This is a genomic window from Nodosilinea sp. FACHB-131 (assembly GCF_014695395.1).
GTDB lineage: Bacteria > Cyanobacteriota > Cyanobacteriia > Phormidesmidales > Phormidesmidaceae > Nodosilinea.
On record NZ_JACJOF010000040.1, the window covers coordinates 16,626 to 32,906 of the forward strand.

At 49.2% G+C, this 16,281-nt stretch carries 19 protein-coding genes; all 19 read right to left on the minus strand.

All coding sequences use genetic code 11. From position 1 onward, the window contains the following. Positions 1-51: 51 nt before the first annotated feature. The 19 genes from H6F75_RS26065 to H6F75_RS26150 all read right to left on the minus strand — a co-directional run bounded on the left by H6F75_RS26065 (position 52) and on the right by H6F75_RS26150 (position 15,854). Positions 52-327 carry a hypothetical protein gene (locus tag H6F75_RS26065; protein WP_190756015.1) on the minus strand — a complete coding sequence of 92 codons (276 nt, stop codon included), beginning with the start codon at positions 325-327 and terminating at the stop codon, positions 52-54. Positions 328-430: 103 nt separating this feature from the next. Beyond that, on the minus strand, positions 431-721 hold the full coding sequence (locus H6F75_RS26070) for a DUF2958 domain-containing protein (protein ID WP_190756017.1): 291 nt from the start codon (positions 719-721) through the stop codon (positions 431-433). Positions 722-805: 84 nt separating this feature from the next. Next, positions 806-1,279 carry a hypothetical protein gene (locus H6F75_RS26075; RefSeq protein WP_190756019.1) on the minus strand — a complete coding sequence of 158 codons (474 nt, stop codon included), beginning with the start codon at positions 1,277-1,279 and terminating at the stop codon, positions 806-808. Between the two features lie 86 nt (positions 1,280-1,365). Beyond that, positions 1,366-1,890: a hypothetical protein gene (locus H6F75_RS26080; protein ID WP_190756021.1), complete on the minus strand. Its 525-nt coding sequence runs from the start codon at positions 1,888-1,890 to the stop codon at positions 1,366-1,368. Positions 1,891-3,622: 1,732 nt separating this feature from the next. Continuing rightward, a complete protein-coding gene (locus H6F75_RS26085; RefSeq protein WP_190756023.1) occupies positions 3,623-4,012 on the minus strand; it encodes an AbrB family transcriptional regulator in 390 nt (129 codons plus the stop codon). A 1,338-nt stretch (positions 4,013-5,350) separates the two neighbouring features. After that, a complete protein-coding gene (locus H6F75_RS28330) occupies positions 5,351-5,569 on the minus strand; it encodes a DUF1499 domain-containing protein (protein ID WP_347710712.1) in 219 nt (72 codons plus the stop codon). Between the two features lie 620 nt (positions 5,570-6,189). Continuing rightward, positions 6,190-7,215: an alpha-xenorhabdolysin family binary toxin subunit B gene (locus tag H6F75_RS26095; RefSeq protein ID WP_190756027.1), complete on the minus strand. Its 1,026-nt coding sequence runs from the start codon at positions 7,213-7,215 to the stop codon at positions 6,190-6,192. Positions 7,216-7,398: 183 nt separating this feature from the next. Further along, positions 7,399-8,577, minus strand: a complete 1,179-nt coding sequence (locus tag H6F75_RS26100; RefSeq protein ID WP_190756032.1) for an alpha-xenorhabdolysin family binary toxin subunit A — start codon at positions 8,575-8,577, stop codon at positions 7,399-7,401. 567 nt (positions 8,578-9,144) lie between these two features. After that, positions 9,145-9,438, minus strand: a complete 294-nt coding sequence (locus H6F75_RS26105) for a hypothetical protein (RefSeq protein ID WP_190756034.1) — start codon at positions 9,436-9,438, stop codon at positions 9,145-9,147. 364 nt (positions 9,439-9,802) lie between these two features. Then, positions 9,803-9,925, minus strand: coding sequence for a hypothetical protein (locus tag H6F75_RS28650; protein WP_277874292.1), 123 nt, complete (start codon positions 9,923-9,925; stop codon positions 9,803-9,805). Positions 9,926-10,406: 481 nt separating this feature from the next. Then, positions 10,407-10,913 (minus strand): GNAT family N-acetyltransferase, encoded by a 507-nt coding sequence (locus H6F75_RS26110; RefSeq protein WP_190756036.1) that lies wholly within the window; start codon positions 10,911-10,913, stop codon positions 10,407-10,409. A gap of 966 nt (positions 10,914-11,879) precedes the next feature. After that, positions 11,880-12,473: a hypothetical protein gene (locus H6F75_RS26115; protein ID WP_190756038.1), complete on the minus strand. Its 594-nt coding sequence runs from the start codon at positions 12,471-12,473 to the stop codon at positions 11,880-11,882. A gap of 228 nt (positions 12,474-12,701) precedes the next feature. Next, positions 12,702-12,929, minus strand: coding sequence for a hypothetical protein (locus H6F75_RS26120; RefSeq protein WP_190756040.1), 228 nt, complete (start codon positions 12,927-12,929; stop codon positions 12,702-12,704). Between the two features lie 443 nt (positions 12,930-13,372). Next, positions 13,373-13,915 carry a hypothetical protein gene (locus tag H6F75_RS26125; RefSeq protein ID WP_190756042.1) on the minus strand — a complete coding sequence of 181 codons (543 nt, stop codon included), beginning with the start codon at positions 13,913-13,915 and terminating at the stop codon, positions 13,373-13,375. Positions 13,916-13,923: 8 nt separating this feature from the next. Next, entirely contained in the window at positions 13,924-14,331 is a 408-nt protein-coding gene (locus tag H6F75_RS26130) for a hypothetical protein (protein ID WP_190756044.1), read from the minus strand. 60 nt (positions 14,332-14,391) lie between these two features. Continuing rightward, positions 14,392-14,640 carry a hypothetical protein gene (locus H6F75_RS26135; RefSeq protein ID WP_206754701.1) on the minus strand — a complete coding sequence of 83 codons (249 nt, stop codon included), beginning with the start codon at positions 14,638-14,640 and terminating at the stop codon, positions 14,392-14,394. Next, positions 14,633-14,860, minus strand: coding sequence for a hypothetical protein (locus H6F75_RS26140; RefSeq protein ID WP_190756049.1), 228 nt, complete (start codon positions 14,858-14,860; stop codon positions 14,633-14,635). The genes H6F75_RS26135 and H6F75_RS26140 overlap by 8 nt, the downstream gene beginning before the upstream one ends. Positions 14,861-14,871: 11 nt before the next feature. Next, positions 14,872-15,195, minus strand: a complete 324-nt coding sequence (locus tag H6F75_RS26145) for a hypothetical protein (RefSeq protein WP_190756051.1) — start codon at positions 15,193-15,195, stop codon at positions 14,872-14,874. After that, entirely contained in the window at positions 15,192-15,854 is a 663-nt protein-coding gene (locus tag H6F75_RS26150; RefSeq protein WP_190756053.1) for a hypothetical protein, read from the minus strand. Before H6F75_RS26150 ends, H6F75_RS26145 begins: the two co-directional genes overlap by 4 nt. Positions 15,855-16,281 lie beyond the last annotated feature (427 nt).

The following is a 16,281-nucleotide window of genomic DNA, read 5'->3' on the forward strand; positions in this document are numbered from 1 at the left end:
GGTCGGCCACGGGGGGCAGTTTCATGCCATACCCAGGGCGGCTAGGTCAGCCTAATACTCGTCGCAACTACAAGGGTTGGGGTCGTCATAGCCACCAGTTAGGTAGGCGCTGCTAGGGACGCTCCACAGCACTTTGGAACCATCGGGGTTAACCCGTTTGTGGATAGCAGCCAATTCTGTAATGACTGCCTTAGTGCCCCAACGCTTGACCATTGCTTCCAGGTCAAGAACATCTAAACCCCAGGCTTCTGCTCGTTGGTCTTCGGCTATCTCTCTCTGGGCCTGGTCATGCTGATAAGCAACTTCAAACGGTTCACGTACAATCATGAGTAGATCCTCTTGTTCTGGGGATTACAACCCCCTGCTGAGTCTTGGTCGGCAATGCAGGGGGCCAAACTGAGCCTTTTAACGCCATGCCTAGGGCAGCGGGTTAGCTCAGGCGTAGCTTTGAGAGAGGGGTAGGAGTAAAGTGCAAATCACGCTCAATTCCTAAACCGCCAACCTTGATAGATTGCATTTCTGAAAGGCTGAAGTAGCCCAACTCTTCATCTAATCCCTGCACTAAACCGAAGAACTGATCCTCACCATCAAACTCAGTTGCGTACCAAGTCCAATTTGAGAGAGGGTGAAAGAACTTAACCTGAGCAATGGGATCTTCTACGTTTTCCTGAGAATAAAGTTGGGGTAGTCTTTGACGGATCTCTTCAGTCAGTAATTGCATGAACTTCACTTCCTTTGTTCTGGGTGAATAAACCCGTGTGGTCGGTCACGGGAGGCCGTTTAACGCCATGCCTAGGGCGGTTAATTAAGCGGCGTAGGCTGCGGGTGCTTCAGCAACTTTTCTAATTGGGATCACTTTTTGAGCGTTGAGATAATCGCTGAGGGAAGCAAAGCCCAGGTGAGCTAGAACCGCGTAGCCGTGTTTACAACAACCCCGGCCAAAAAACTCAAGCTGGTTGTTTAAGTCGTCGCAGGTGCAGAACACCCCATCAGGTCGCTTCTCGACCACATAGGCGGTGTCTTTATGCAGATTGCGAACGGTGTAGTGATTGGCAATATCTAAGCGCTCGGTAACTTTTAAGCCCTTGCTTTGAGCCTTGCGCCAGTCTGCAAAGTGCTGCTTGAAAGCAGCCTTGCTAATGAAGGTGGGGCGCTGCCCTTTGACCCAAACCCAGATGACACTCTTAAAGTCTTTGATCTCAACTGGGGCCGATGACTTAAGCCCTAGAAGCCGACGAGCAGCAGCAGCGGAATAGACGATATTAAAGGCATTGACCATAGAACCAACCCTGAAACACTTACTAGCTAATTTTAGCTTATACACTAGCTAAAATTAGCTAGTAAAGCAGAACTAATACATAAGGACTAGTCAAATAAGCTGGGCTGAATAATGTCGGGGGAGTGGTGGAACCAGCCACCCCCTAGAGGCTGCAACCCCCAACCAGAAGGGGCAGGAGTGTCAGCAGGCAAGAACACTAGGCAGGGCAAGCCGCAACCAATAGCGAAGGCCAGCGATGCCCAGGTGCCCGAACCTGTGCCGCAAAAGCAGCGGGAGGAGCGATCGGAGGGCTGTAAACCAACAGGACAGGTGCTAGCGGGGAACGTCACCCAAAGGCCACCAGCAACCACCACAGCTCGAACACAAGCCACTGAACGGGCCGCAAAAGCACCCCGACCAGTGCCAAAGGCAGCAGCCCGGAAAACCTGAGCTGCTGGGAAGCGCTGGCGGGCGGCGTAGTCGATACCACGGGCACAACCAACTACCACCTCAGCACTAGGCTGGACACGCTCACACAGCCAGTTGAGGGCCGCTAGAGAGGCTGTAGAAGGCGAGCGCGAACCAGAGAACCCGACACAGGAAAACTTGGCAACGATAGCAGCAACAGACATAGAACAGCCTCAAAACCTATCTATATTTTAGCTAAAAATAGCTAGCAAGCTAGCTAAAAATAGCTTATAATGCAAATAGGCAAGGGGGCGAAAGCTGACCCGTAACACGCGAGGGGGCTATACACAAGGGCGAAAGCCTGGAAACGTGCCCGCTAGAGGCGAAACTCTAGCAAAGACGGCGCAGGGAGAGCTAAGCCAGCCACCACCCAGGCGGAAACCGACCGGAGTAAATGCGAGAGCTGCCCAGGGGCGCAAGGGTAGCAGCAGCAGAGCAACGACAGCAGACGCAAGCTTGGGAGGAACAGCAACTCACCCACCCCAAAGGCCACGGGGTGGGGCCAAACCCCAGGGCAGAGACACAGACTCTATAAGGCACTCTGCCCACCGCCACCAGCTAAAACCGTTACGAGGGGCACACCCTATCAAACGGAGGCGACGGGGAGGAACCCCTACCTGGGCCGGGCAGGGCCAGCCACCCGGACACCTGGAATCACGGAAAGCTTGGCCCCGTTGTCAAGGGCGGAACGAAGTGGAGAGCGCAGCGGCCCTTGATCAATGGGGCTGCCGTGATAGCCTTTTTCGGCGGTGGCCTGGATTGCCCGGCTTAACTTACCTGTATGGAATGTCTTGCCTTTCGAGGGCGCGGCTGACGGCTTTGAGGAAGCGGCGCGGCTCCTCTGGGCTAGCGATGGCCTTTGAAGGATGTTAGCTTAGGGAACTTTAAAGAGGCCACGGCTGGGCCAGTGCAAGTATCTGTCTTGTAGGACTGTCTTACGAGACAAAGCTACTCGTACCACTATGATGGCGATCGCCCTTCATCACACGACCCCAAACAGCTTTGATGATTGTCACGGTCAGGACCAACGTCAACACAGAGCCACTCTTGCGGTACTCGTTGGCAGAATGCGATCGCACCATTCAACATCGGGACTTGCCACGTCCCTATTCACGCTTGTCCTGCCCCGCAATTTATCACCTACTCAGACAGCGATCCGGATTATAGGAGCCGGCTGGGGAAGGATTAGTGAGAGGCTACTCAAGGGATAGGAATGCGAATTTTATCAACAACACTAGTACTATTGGGGTTTTCAGCCTCATTGACAGCAAATGCAGTCATGGCGCAGCAGTACCCGGTAGTTCCCAGAGCATTGGCAGAGAATCAACTTATCTGCTTTATGCACATGCCTGTAGGAAATAGCCTCAACCTAGAATCTATTTGCACTAGAGCTGTGGCAGTTCAAGAGAGTTCTGGAAGTCAGGCAAGCTCTAGAACTGGAACAAGTACTGCCGCATCAACCTCTAGTACTTCCTCAAGCAGCGATCGCAAGATTTGCGCGGATTTCCAAACTCAAGCCCAAGCCCGAGCAGCTTTGCCTGACAACCCAGATCTTGATCGTGAGCGCGACGGTACTCCTTGTGAGGGTTTACCCCCAGGATAGTTTGACGCCTCTTGGCGCGGAGGGGGCGGGCTATCCCAGGTATTAGTGCTGATTGCATAGCGCGATCGCTTACCTGAAGTGGGCTCATTACGCCTGACCTCTCGGCGCGGCTGCGGGGTGGGGGTTATTGAGCAGGTTGGCTAGGAGTGAAGGCGGCATGTGGTCTTCGGAATGCGGCCTGTCTTACTTCAAACGATTCTCTGCTTTGTCACCTCATAAAATAAAAGGTTCCCTCTAAAACATGAATTTCAGAGGGAATAAGCTAGAAAATCGCAGTTGATTAGGCAGCCCCATTAAGCTGCATCTTCATTGCCATCTTCATCTAGCTTGACCAGGTGAATGTGCTTGTAGCCCAGCTTTATCTTGAACTCATCTCCAGTCTTAAGGCCCATTTCTTGGGTATAGGCCGCACCAATCACAATCTGGCCATTCTTATGGACGGTTAAGGCATAAGACGCTTCCCGACCTCTCCCATCTGCACTCTTCTGCGGTTCAAGCTGAATGCCTTTAGCTGACAACAGAGCATCATAAAACTCAGCCAGGTTCACACGGGTTTGCCCTTCTTTACCAACCGTGTAGTAACCACATTCCTTAGCAAGATCCCGCTTAATGAGGCCGTCGTTCTCCTTAACCTTGGCCAGAAGTGCCTTGCCTGTCAAGGGCTCCTTAGTTTTTACTGCCATAATTTAAACCATCCATAGGGTACACATCAAAATCCACAATGACTGCCAGAAAAAACTCTAGAATCATTTGTTTCTCTATTTCTCCCACTCTATCAAACGACTTGGAGAAAGAATTAGAGAGAATTTAATTTATCCTACACCGATTATAGTTACTCATAGATTTAGTGACTCGCATATCTAAGGTGATATTCAGTGAAAATCACCAATGAGGAAATTTACGCTATTCAATCTACCAACCAAACTACCAAACGAGTCCTTGTAGGGCAAGCGCGGTTGCTCTGAACCATGCGATATTCCGGGAGTGGTATTGCCAACGTAATAGTTGAAGGGGCCAATAATATGGAGGATGATTGGTTCTGGGACATGGTGATTTGCTTTGATTAGAGAGAGTTGACTGCTAGAAATGATGATGAACAGAAAGGGCGCGGAGTGACCAGTCCAATTTGAATTATTGAGAAAGTGTTCTGGGGATAATTTAGTAAAGTCAAGGATGTTGAATAGCCTGGCCACTCGGCGAGGGGTGGGGTGGGCAGTCGGAAGAAAGTCGGCAGGAAGTTAGGGCGGCGCGATAGAGCGGCCCGTGTTCCTCCAGCGAGGGTGTGTGTTGGTTGAGGAATGCGATCGCCTTCCTCAACCAACACAAAAAAAGGGGCTGAAGCCCCATGACACTAGTGCCTTAGACGAACCGGGCTAGACAGTAACACCTGGTACTCTGCCCTAAGCGGCTGCCCCAAAGCCAGATGGTCTGCTATCTCAAAAGCCATGAGACAAGCGTGTAACGGGCCAAACAGGGCAACATTGTCGTTGTAAGCCACGTGCTGAACGTAGTTGTAGTGAGACTGGTACATGATGGAGAAACCTCACGCAACAACGGGGCTAAGAGCGGGGGAGGGCAAGGCCAAAGCAGCCCCAAGAAAAAACGCAAAGCTCATTATTCCATCGGGCTGCTGTAGTGCATTTCAGCCTTGCGCCCCCCGTTACAATAGAGCCCCCTGCGTGCGGTATTCAATGAGAGATTAGTTTTATGAAGAGAGGCTAGCGTGAGGAAGGCCGAGGATTCCAGGTGCGATGGCCATCCCTCGGCAGGTCAGGGGACGTGGAGGGGGCAGGCTGTCTCAGGGTGTGAATGGGTTAGTAGAGTGCGATGGCAGACCTAAAGTAGGTTGAATAGCCTGCCTTCCTCAACGGGGTGCGGGGTGGGGCTTTTGTAGAGTAGGTTGGCCGAAGGTAAGGGCGGCGTGAGTGCGCGGCCCGTATTCCTCTAGCGAGGGTATGTTCTAGGGGAGGATGGGAGCGATGCTCTGTCAGAGCGGCTTCGCCAACGCTGGCTACGACCGGCTAAATACCTAGGTCCTGTAAGGCGAAGCGGATCTGCTCCAACCGCCGTCTATTTACGCCTAGATCGGATTCTCCTACTCGGGCTGCTGCTCGAACGTAAATAACTGGCTCATCCTCTGGCAAGAAGAATTCAGTATCGTCTACAAACCCCATGACGCGGCTGGTGGACTGAACTCGGATGTAGTTCTCTTGTTGGGTCACAATCTCAGTACGAGGCACAACTCCGGACAGGGAGACAACTTGCCATCCTGAATACCTAATTCAGGCGTCTTTCGCGCGAATACCTCTGATAGGCCAGGAATCGCGCCTAGAGACTGAGGGACAGGCGCTGGGATCGCAAAAGCTGAGCAAGTTGGGAAAGCCCGCAACGCGATCGCCAAAAGGCAAGCAAGGATTGAAGACATAGGAGTTCATCAAAGTACAACCTCACCATAGGCTGCTCAGGCGCGGGGGGCAGACATGTCATTAACATCGTAGAAAAGGGGAGCCGTAGCCTTAGGGCTTTAGGCCATGATAAGAAACCCATCACCCCATCCTTCCCCCTTCACCTGACCAAGACAAGGCAGCGGCAAGCTTAGGGCTAGGTGCGGCCCCTCCTTTAATTACTGCTGGAGTGACACCTTTGCCGAGGATGCTGGAGCGACAATAGAGCGGCCTGCGTTCACTCCCTGTGGAGAAGCTACGAGTTATGAGAGAGACTCATTCTCTTCGATTGATTCAGCATAACCGCCTATAAACTCTTCCTCATAGTTATCAATTAAAGTGGCCAAAACTATGTAGCGGAGATTCTAGATCTCCGCTACAGTGTGCTTATTTATTTTCTCAAGAAACGGAGGTTCCTATTTATATTCTTGCTCAATTTCCTTCAAATGATTTAGCTTCTCATCAAGCAATTCACTAATCATCGAATACATTTCAAGCCGAATAAGATTGTCCAAACGAGCCAAAAAGGCATCCAAGAAGCCAAGAAACTTCCGTGCTTCAATAACATAACGATCTCGCTCCAGATCCAAAGCCGATAAGATCGATACATCCTGGAGTTCTTTGTGAACTGTATCAAGGCCTTGATTAAGTTTCTCAATCTCTTTATTTTGCTGTTCAATTTGCCGATAGAGATGATCACGAGCATCAGCCATATCAGCATACTCAATTCCTTCACTCACGTTGCGAAGCATTTGTTGATATTGATGTAAGCCTTGCTTCATTGCTGCGATTTCAGGTTGAGCCAAGTCCAATCCATCAATATCATCTGCTGTAGGCAGGGAGTCACTGAACATATCAGCAAGGCTTCGCCGTCTGATGATATCTAAGCTATCAATCAGCGCATTCTTCTGATCGATAAGTGTCCGTTTACGAGCATTTGCCTCTTCTAGTTTTTTTTCTATATCCTCCTTTTGGAACTGCTTTCCTTCCATTGCCTCAGGAATATGCACCTTGATAAGCACATCCTCAATCCGGTTTACTTCAACAGAAATTTGGCTGGCGATCTCCTCAAAAAACACATTCATCTCAATAACTGACTGTTTTAAAGAGGCTCGCATTTTCTGTGCAGCATTTTCCAACAAGCTTTTTGTGTCTGCTGTTGAATCTTTCTGAGCTAGCAAAAGTTCCTCCAGTTGAGCGATTCTGCTGACTAGATTTTGATTTCGCAGCTTGGCTTTTAGCTCAATAATACCCTGCTTAATACTCTCGCTAGAATCCCGTGTATAGCTAACTAGCCGTTCACTTTTCTGTCTTAGGCTAATTACGTAATCAGAGTCTAAACTATTTAGAAGATGCAGCATATTCTTAGGCGCATACCTTAAGACTGATACATCGGGTTTTGCAGCATCGTCAACCACTTGAAAAGAAGTGCTGTAAGACATGGAAATGTTCTCCTTGGATAAGAAATGGCTCTATTATCTAGAAAATTCGAAAGATTGTCCTGAGACTAACTTCTGTGCTTATAGGTGAGTACTTTTTTAATTACCAACCAAGGATGGAAGACGGTAGTTATCGGCCGCACTACACCTATAAGAATTGCAATTTTCCTACTTAAGAAAGACGATTTAAGAGTGATAAAGGCGTTTATACTCTGCAATTGCCTCATCAAAGATTTTCATAAGCTGAGCAGTAGAGTTTTTGACTTCCTTCCAAGGATTGATGACTTCCCCAAAGGCAATTACAAATGTTAACAAATCCATCCCGTTTTCAATGGTCTTTAAACTGCTTAGGGAGTTGGAAATATTAGTGTATAAGCTCTGCCAAACAAATGCTAGATGGCCAGCTCCCTCTTCTGCATCGATTAAACGGATATGAAGATCCTCAAAATGATTATTGAGTGAGCTAATTGAAAGTGCTATCGCCTGACGATTGGCTAAGCGGCATTCTAGTTCGGCTTTTTCCTTGATTTTCTTGTTCTTTGATTTTCGAGCTTTCTCAGCTTTTTCTCCGAAGATACCTCCCGTGATAGCGAGGCCAACAATACCCCCTGCCGCACCTGTAAATGCTAAACCAACATACTTGTCATAATCTTTTTTAAGCTGATCAATCTCTCCCTGCAAGATTTCTATTTGACTGTTTATCTGACTGACTTCGGCGGAAATATTTGCCCTAGTAATAAGCTCCCACTTCCTCTTGACTGTAGGCTCTAGTTCATCGCTGATTTTAGTCTTGAAAAGAGCGATTTTCTCTTTTAGCTGCCTTGTTTTTTGCTCTTCAACTTCAATGCTTTTCAAGAGAACTTCTACAAGTTTACCTAATGAACTAATGACCTTGCGATCCTCTGCCTGAAAAGGAATCTCAATGCCTGAATCTTGAAGACTAGTATCGCCAACCGTATTCACTGCCTGCACATAGATATCCATTTTATTGATATACTCAAGAATCTTGCCCCCCATTGAGGTCATTTTAGAAGCAAAATTGTCTAGATCAATACTTTGCTGTTGGACATTAGATTCAATGTCGTTCCATGTTTGTGCATTCCCGCGAATGCCTGCGAAAAGAGGTCTAATATCTTCAGGTTCTAAACCAGGAACACCTGAACGAGAATAGCCAAGATATGTCACAACCTCTTGAGAATCGGTAGGTAGTGCCAATCCATATTTAACGTAAAGCTTGATATTGATAATGTCCTCACGGCTTAGGATTAAGCCTGGTTCACGCTTAACCTCATCGTTTTTTGCCGTGACAATCTTAATGAATTCTGTAGGTACTTGAGATACGGGGAAAGTAGTAGATGCAGGCATTGTAGTCTCCTAGTTTTTTGACTTATTCCGCAAGATGTTGTGCTCTTGCGTTAAATAAGTCTTCAGCATGCCTTTCGAGAATTCCTATTTTTTTCTAGTGCCCTTCGTCATCCACAAAAGTGATTTCAATCACAGGTAGAGCAGGAATTAATTCCACAAAACACTGTCAAGTATTTGGTAATTTTTGATACCTGCCATTGACTAGATCTGGATTCTTCCTGCTATTAAATATTGGGAAAGATTAGTTCAGTCTATATAAATGGTTGATCTTTAGGTAATCACTTAACTAAGTAACTAATCCCATTGGTGTGATATATGTGACGGAAGTTGCTTTACATGCAGCTGTATTCTGCCACTGAGCCTAGTGAACCAGCGACTGCATCAAGCCATCTGGAAGCTCTGAAGGAACTCATAATTAACTGAAAGCGTAATAAACACCGCGATTCGTATCCTGTAAGCTTGCATGAAGCCTTCATCTGTTGAGAATAGGTACAAGGGCAAGGCTGGCATAAGGGAAACAAGCAGTACTGCTAAAAACGCAAAAAAAGGGGCCGAAGCCCCCAGGAACTAACCTAACCGCACCCGTGACCCGCGAGAAGCTGGACCCAGAGACACCTGACCACTAGGAACAGTGCAGGGAATGGAAGCCGCAAACGACCCTGGCCCCGAGGACACAGAGCGCACCAGGATGGAGTAGCCCACAACCGCAGCCCACCGAGTGGAGAAGGCCGAGGGCAGCTCACTGAACCACACCTCAGCCACGAAGCCGGTGAACGACCTGTCGGACTCCCGCCAGTAGCACTCGACCGCACCAAACTCAGTAGCCAAAGCCTGAACGAACTCGTAAGAAACTGGAAGCATGTAAAAGCACCAACGCAACGCGCATTCCACACGCCTGCGTCTTCCTGCTCCGATGGCGGTCAAACTAGGCGCAAGGGCAAGGCAGGCCTAAGAAAAAAATGCGAAGCACCACTAGAACGGCCTGGCGCAGCTTGGGAACCCCTTGCGCCGGGTTTAGAGGCGTAAAATAGCGTCCCCTGCGTTGGTCGCCCATCAAGGGTTTTGCCTACATCGAGTGAGCCGGCCACATCCTACACACTTAGCCGAGCGATAAAGCCTAGGCCGCATTGCTTGAGTAGACCGCGGCAGTGACGCGATCGGAGTCACAATAGGCCTAATGGAATTTCACCTCAGCCCCTGGCCACCGCTGGGGGCTTTCTATTAGCTACCGTCGCCAGAGCACTACCACAGTGCAGGAGATCGCTGTCAACCAGAGCAGATCAAACCCCAGACCAGTGCTATTGCCGACGTACATCGCCCAATCAGCGGGCCATTCTCCAAAATCCATTGCAACCTGCCTATGGTGCCCAAACAAAGCTCCCAGGGCCAGCGGTGCCAGTAGGGGTTGAGTCAGGATGTGTATCTAACGTAGATAGCGATCGCTGCTGCTTGCCTACGATGCCTTTGCCGGTAGGGGCGACCGCGGGGGTCGTTTTTGGCGTAAATGGAATTTCACAGATGCCTCCGGCCAACGTCGAGCCTTTGTTTTGGTCTGCCCTCAGTCGCAGGCAAGGGGACGGGCAACCTCGCTAGCTGCGCGCGCAGGCAACTACTCAACCACGATCCTTCAACGGGTTAGGGCCGAAGTTCGAGCGCTCGGCTTGATCGATAGTCACCTCAACTACCTCTCAGCAGTGTCATTCTGCCTATTCAAAGTCGATATTCCAGGGAACCGATTGATTGCATGAGGTCTAATGGTGAAGTTGTGCGGCAGCAGATCACCTCGAACACCCACCAGTAATCATTGTTCCGTCTGCACCAACGCAGTGTTAAGCATCTTCATTGAAACTGTAGACCATAAGATAACAACGACCATATCCAGGAGGGCTGTATTCCCGCAGAACGCGAAAGCCAACTTTGGTGTAGGCGCGCTGTGCGAACAGATTCTGCACACTTGTAGTCAGACCAACCAACGGAACATCTCGCCGCTGGCGAAACTGTGACAACAATAACAGGAGTGCTTTTGGTCCGATCCCACGACCAACAAACTCCGGCTCACCAATGAGAATATCTACGTCAACCGATCCTGTGGGGATTTCGTGAAGACCTACTGAATCTAAAATTTCACGCGACACAGCCTGCCATCGAACATAGCCAACTATCTGCCCGCCGACTGTGATCAGCGCCCGATCGCCGCCTAGTGGCGGATTGGCTGCCCACTCAATATGGTCTTCAGGGTCAGGATACCAGGCAGCGACATGAGGAGTCACTAGCCAACGTCTTAGTAGCGTGACCTCAGTACTGGAGAACGGAATTAACGTGACATCAGCTTCCATAGTGACCTGCAAGCTTCTTCTGCTTAACTTGTTATTAGAGGGAAGATTAATGATTCTACCTACACCGAATCATCAGCCCAACTACAATGCCCACAGTCCCAATGGATCTGCCCCTCAGTCGCTTTAGGCACTGGCCTCTCACAGTTAGGGCATCGGGACGTAAACAGCGGGTGAACATCCAACATCTCCAACCGTTGCTCCAAAGTCAGCCGCTGCACTGGGTCTAAAATTAGCTCACTATCGTAGTAGCTAGCCCCCTCCGGCTGCCATCCCTCTCCGTACCAAGCCAATGGGTCATCAGGGAGGGCGATCGCCCTGGTGGCCAACCTGAAGTCTGAACAGTTATCTTCTTCCACTCCCTCGGGATGCTCTACACAAACTAGGTAGGGGCTATGGGCGCAATATTCACAGAGATCACAGCAGTCGAGTTTAGCCATTAAAATCCACAGTTCCTTGCACCAAAAGATTTAGTGAGCGTACCGTCTGACTCTAGTACCGCGCACCAGATACCATCATCACGCCAAAGCTGGTAACGATAGCTGCCCTCGTGGACAATGAAGATAGAGGCTAATAGTAGAACGGTACAAGCTGCGATCGTACCAAGCACCCGCAGGGGCCGTACTGCAGTTGGTGTGATTGGTTGAGTGCCTTTCATTCTGCACTCTAGGCATTTGAAGGATACCCAGAAACGATATAGCTCTTACAGAAATTAGCGTTGTAATGGGAATAATCAAGCAAGAGCTCTCAGCAACCGCTAGGAGCTTAAGCAACAATCGGCTTCTTTATCGTAATAGGCTATTTGTTAAGGTAATTTGGCAGCTATAGAAACAGCTACTTCCATTAATCTAACAAACTGATTCTACTCAAAAGTTTTTCGTGTAGCGCTTCAAGATGGGAATGGCATCTTCTTAAATGGTATTTTCCTGTTGACTCTCTGAGGGAACAATATAGCCAATTTGGAAGTAGCTACTCACCCTGAAACGTTCCTTCATCAGCAGGTGGCAGGGTATTTAAAAAGCTGACTAGAATACTTTGAATCTCCCTAAGAACTCTTTTGCCGAGATCTGTTAGCTCAATTTCCATAGCATCATCTAGCCCTTGTGGTGGCTGAATAGTATCATCAATCCTTAAAATTCCATATTGCTTTAGGCTGTCATATATATTCTTTGTTTCCTGATCTAGGTATTTGGGATCTACGATTGTCTTGCCATCTGAAATCTCTAATATTTTCAGCAATTCTTGACGATTCAGCTTCTCAATAAAACTGTAAGCCTCCAAGTCTGAGCCTCGAAGAGCATCAGCATACACTTCAATCTCAACCCCTGCGATATTTATTTTGCTTGTTCTAGATAGATTTGATGATACCTGCTTAATTAATCTGCTAACGTCTGAATAGAAGATGATAGCCAATATGAATATCAAAGCAGGCCAAAGCATTTTTGATATAAAGTTTAAGGTGACATCATATCTCTCTATTAGAGCATTATTCAACAATTTATTTAACCAAACTCTGTGCGAGTTGTTTAGACCTAACTCTGAATTCTCCTTATCTTGAGTCATTAGTGGTGGATTTTAAAGTAGATTAATAAAAACAGTAATTTGCCTTTCCTGATCACATTTCAATTCTATCCATTAGGACAATATTGGAATACGATTAGGAAAGGCAGTCGAAATATAGCGGTTTTCCACCTACGTAGTATGTGTAAACCTAAAAGCCTTTGCTAAGCAAAGCTTCCCCTGTGTTTTGTTCGCGTATGAACCTCTACAGAAGTTTAGGATCTAATTAGTTTAATTGGGAACACATATAGTTGTATTTCCCTTCAGAATACCAGTCGTTCCTTTGGGGCAATTACTTGGGGCTGACTCAGGGCCAGAGGCAATTGTAAACCCTGAGTTCTCTTCGAGAATGATAGTTAAGTTGTAATCGGCCAAAGCCGGCAAACTTTTAATCTCTTCAGCTAGCTTCTCAATGGCTGAGTTGAGTTGAGGATCAAGTACTTTATTTTCCGCTGTCATTGGAGCATACCCTGAATAAAGAAATAGACAAAGATGACGCAGCCTGGCTCTTCTGGGCTTTGGTTGAATCTGTTTGCCAGATACGCTTTATCCTCGCAAAAGTGATTTAGAACCCTTGCTGGAATAGGCATAAGCCTACTTGCTGCCAAATACTCATAAGAGCCGCAAAACAAAGATAGCATATGTGAAAGGATAAGGATTTGAAGTGGTTTTCCGTATTCAGGGAATTTGAGTGTGACCAATGAATCTACAGAATTTATTGCTCAAATAAAGTACCTAAATCACAGTTGCGCTTTTTATTGAAAAATAGAGCATTCCCAGTTATGACCAAAATATTGAGCATTAGTTTATTTGCTTATTTAATGTTTTTATTTATACCTCAACTAAAAAGCTCCTAGCGATCGCTAGGAGCTCCAAGACAATTTAATCCGGGTTATAGAATTTCACGCTGCGGTCTGGTGGGCTTCATTATCCAAGGCGACAGCTATCACCGACCAAACGACAACCACCTGGCTATAGTCCCCCGACGCTCGCTCCACCACCAGCTCAAAATGCTGCAACCGTTCAATGACCATCCCCTCAGCAGGCGAGATCCACTCCTCTCGCTCGACCAACTCCCAGTTGGGCTCTCCAACCTCATTAGCAATTAACTCCCCGCCAGAAGCGGCATGAACCACCATTATGGGGGCACTACCATCGTGCCAGGGCTCACGGGCAGGCGTAGAGCTATCGAGGGTACAGAGAGCGACGTGAAATGCTTCAAGGGCTGTCTCATACTGATTCAGAGGCTGATAGGTCTGCACTCGCGCGATCGCCCAGCGCTGGCCATAAGCTTCAAACTGCTGGCCCACCACCGGGGCATCTTCAGCAAAGGCCAAGTCATAGTCTTCGATGCTGCCCTCTGGCACATAGCCCTCTGGGGCATCCCAACCACTAGGAACGTGGCCAGGGGGATAGCTCATTACAGTCTTGATCAGATGCGTCATGGCTCACCTCAACCTCTGAACGTACAAGCCCAGCGAGAGCCTCGCTGGCTGGCTCTCCTGACTCGCACTACAGTCACTAGGCTACCGCCTTGGTTCGTGTACTGCTCAGCCAAAAGATTACATTTGCGGCGGGCCTGCTGCTCGTTATCGGCCCACACATAATCTTCCCAATCTTCTAACTGCTGGTCAGGGGTGGGAGTGTAGGACAAAACCGGAATCCGCAGCTCCTGCCCATTGTTGGATAAAACCCAATACGTCACTCCAGCGATCGCTACCACCGTCACCACACAGCCCACGCTGGCGACACAAACGGCCACTGCTGGCACCGCCGTTGGATTGGCTCGAACTTGTACCGCTGGCCCTGTCACCAAGGCACTCGAAATTGTGAGTGCTACTGCACCCCTCCAATGCTTCATGTTGTTGCTCCTAAGAGAAACCCCCGGTCTGGCCGAGGTAAAAATGCTGTGTTGTAGTTCTTAAGCTACTGAGGCCGCTTCTTGCTCAGTCTCGGGCTCTAACCGAAGGAACCCTTTCTCAGCCAAATGCTTGATACGAGAAATCAAAGGTCTGCGATCGCTCAGGCCCAGAGGCACCAGGAGTTCAGTTACAGAAACCTTCCGGCCCTCAGCCAGCTTCGCCCTCAGTAGGTCGTAGGTTTCAAGCTGAACTGTGGTGGCCGTTGCGCGGTTAGCACCGTCTAGAAATTCAATGATCATGCTAATCATCTTTGATTTCCGCTCCTGATGATACTAGCGTACTCCAGTAGTCTTCAATCTCACTCAGGGCAGAAGCCTTCAAGTCTGTCTGGGTTTCCTGACGGTAATCCTTCTCAAAGTCGCCCCAGTCCTCAAAGGTGCCTTCGGGCGTTACCCCCTCCTTCATGTTGCAGTTCTGCTGATGCCGCCCTTCGGCGTCCAAATCGTCGCCATTTAACTTCCTTGCCATGCCAATGCTCCCTACTCTGTCCTATAGCCCGTGGCTTGCGGGCCTGAATACTCGATCACAATCCAGCTGCTGCTGCCTTCTAGGCGGTAGTAGTCCCCGGCCTCTGTGCGATAGGTGGGAAAGCCAAAGTTGTTGACCATATCGGTGTAGGTCTGAGGCCAAGCCAGCGCTTGCAGGTAAACCAACTGCTGCTGAGTGATGCCGCCCTCGACTCCATAAGGCTGCTGGCCAGGCGCAAACTCATTAGTGCTGGTTAAGGTTGCTGTAGTGGGGGCTTCTGCGATCGCGCAACCGGTCATCAGTCCGCCTAAGGCCAGGGAGACTGCTACTCTCATGGCTGCCCCTCCCCGGTGTTGTCCTGCATCCGCTTTTTCTTGAGCAGGTTGTAGGTGCCCAGCTCGGCCTGGACCTCGACCTTAAAGCGCCTTACCCCGCGCATCGCTCCCTGAGCGCGAAACATATCGAGTTCAGCCTGGCTAAAGTCGTCCTCAACATCGCCCAACTGCTCCACAAAGGCTTCAATATCGGCCATTTCGGCAGCAAGCTGAGTCTGGAGACTACTGCCCTGGGTCTGGAGCAGGGCGAGAGCGTTGCCTACCTCATCGGGCATGAACTCCCCATCAATCACTCCGACAGAACCCCACTCATGGGAGAACCGAGCTTTAGCGTCTTCCACCCAGGCTTTGGAATCCATGCGATCGCGCTTCACTCTCTGAGCAAAGTCGTCAAACAGTTCTGCGGCTAGGTCGGTATACAGATGCCCTTTCTTCAACAGTAGCTCTGGGGCTACCCGCTCCAGCCACACGTACCAGCGGGTTCTGATGGTGACTTCCTTCACATGGATATCGGGATAACGCTCAGCAATCTGCCTGGAGCTGTAGAGGTTGTTACCTGTGCGCTGTAGTGTGCGCTCGCCCTGCGCGGGGGTGTGCGACTGCACAGTATCTGTTACATCTTCGATGTGCAGCGGTGCGTAGTCTGGTGCGTTTTCCATCCGTGCGTCCTCCTTTAGGAAAGCAGTAAAACCTTTGAAATAAAAGCGTTTTCACCTGTGCGGCCAACTGCACTAGCGCTGTGCTCGGGGTGTTCGTTCCCTGTGCGGCTAGCTGTGCAAAAAACGTGCGGCAGGTGTGTGCTTTCCTGTTCGATAGCACGGTTGTACTGATTGTCCAATAAGACAATTCGGTAAGCTTTGGAGCAATGCTGGTTTCAGGTTTTGGGGGACACTATCTGTCCCCAGAACAGTTCAGGGAAGGAATTCACTCAATAAAAAAGCCCTAGGAGCATCGCTCTAGGGCTGGTGTGTTTGTGTTTTCTGATAGTTCAATTGTACTTTAACAAGAGTGTTCTGGAGTTCACAAATCCTGCCATCGTGGCTATGGTGACAAGACAGTACATCAGACAGTACAGCGGGAACGCTT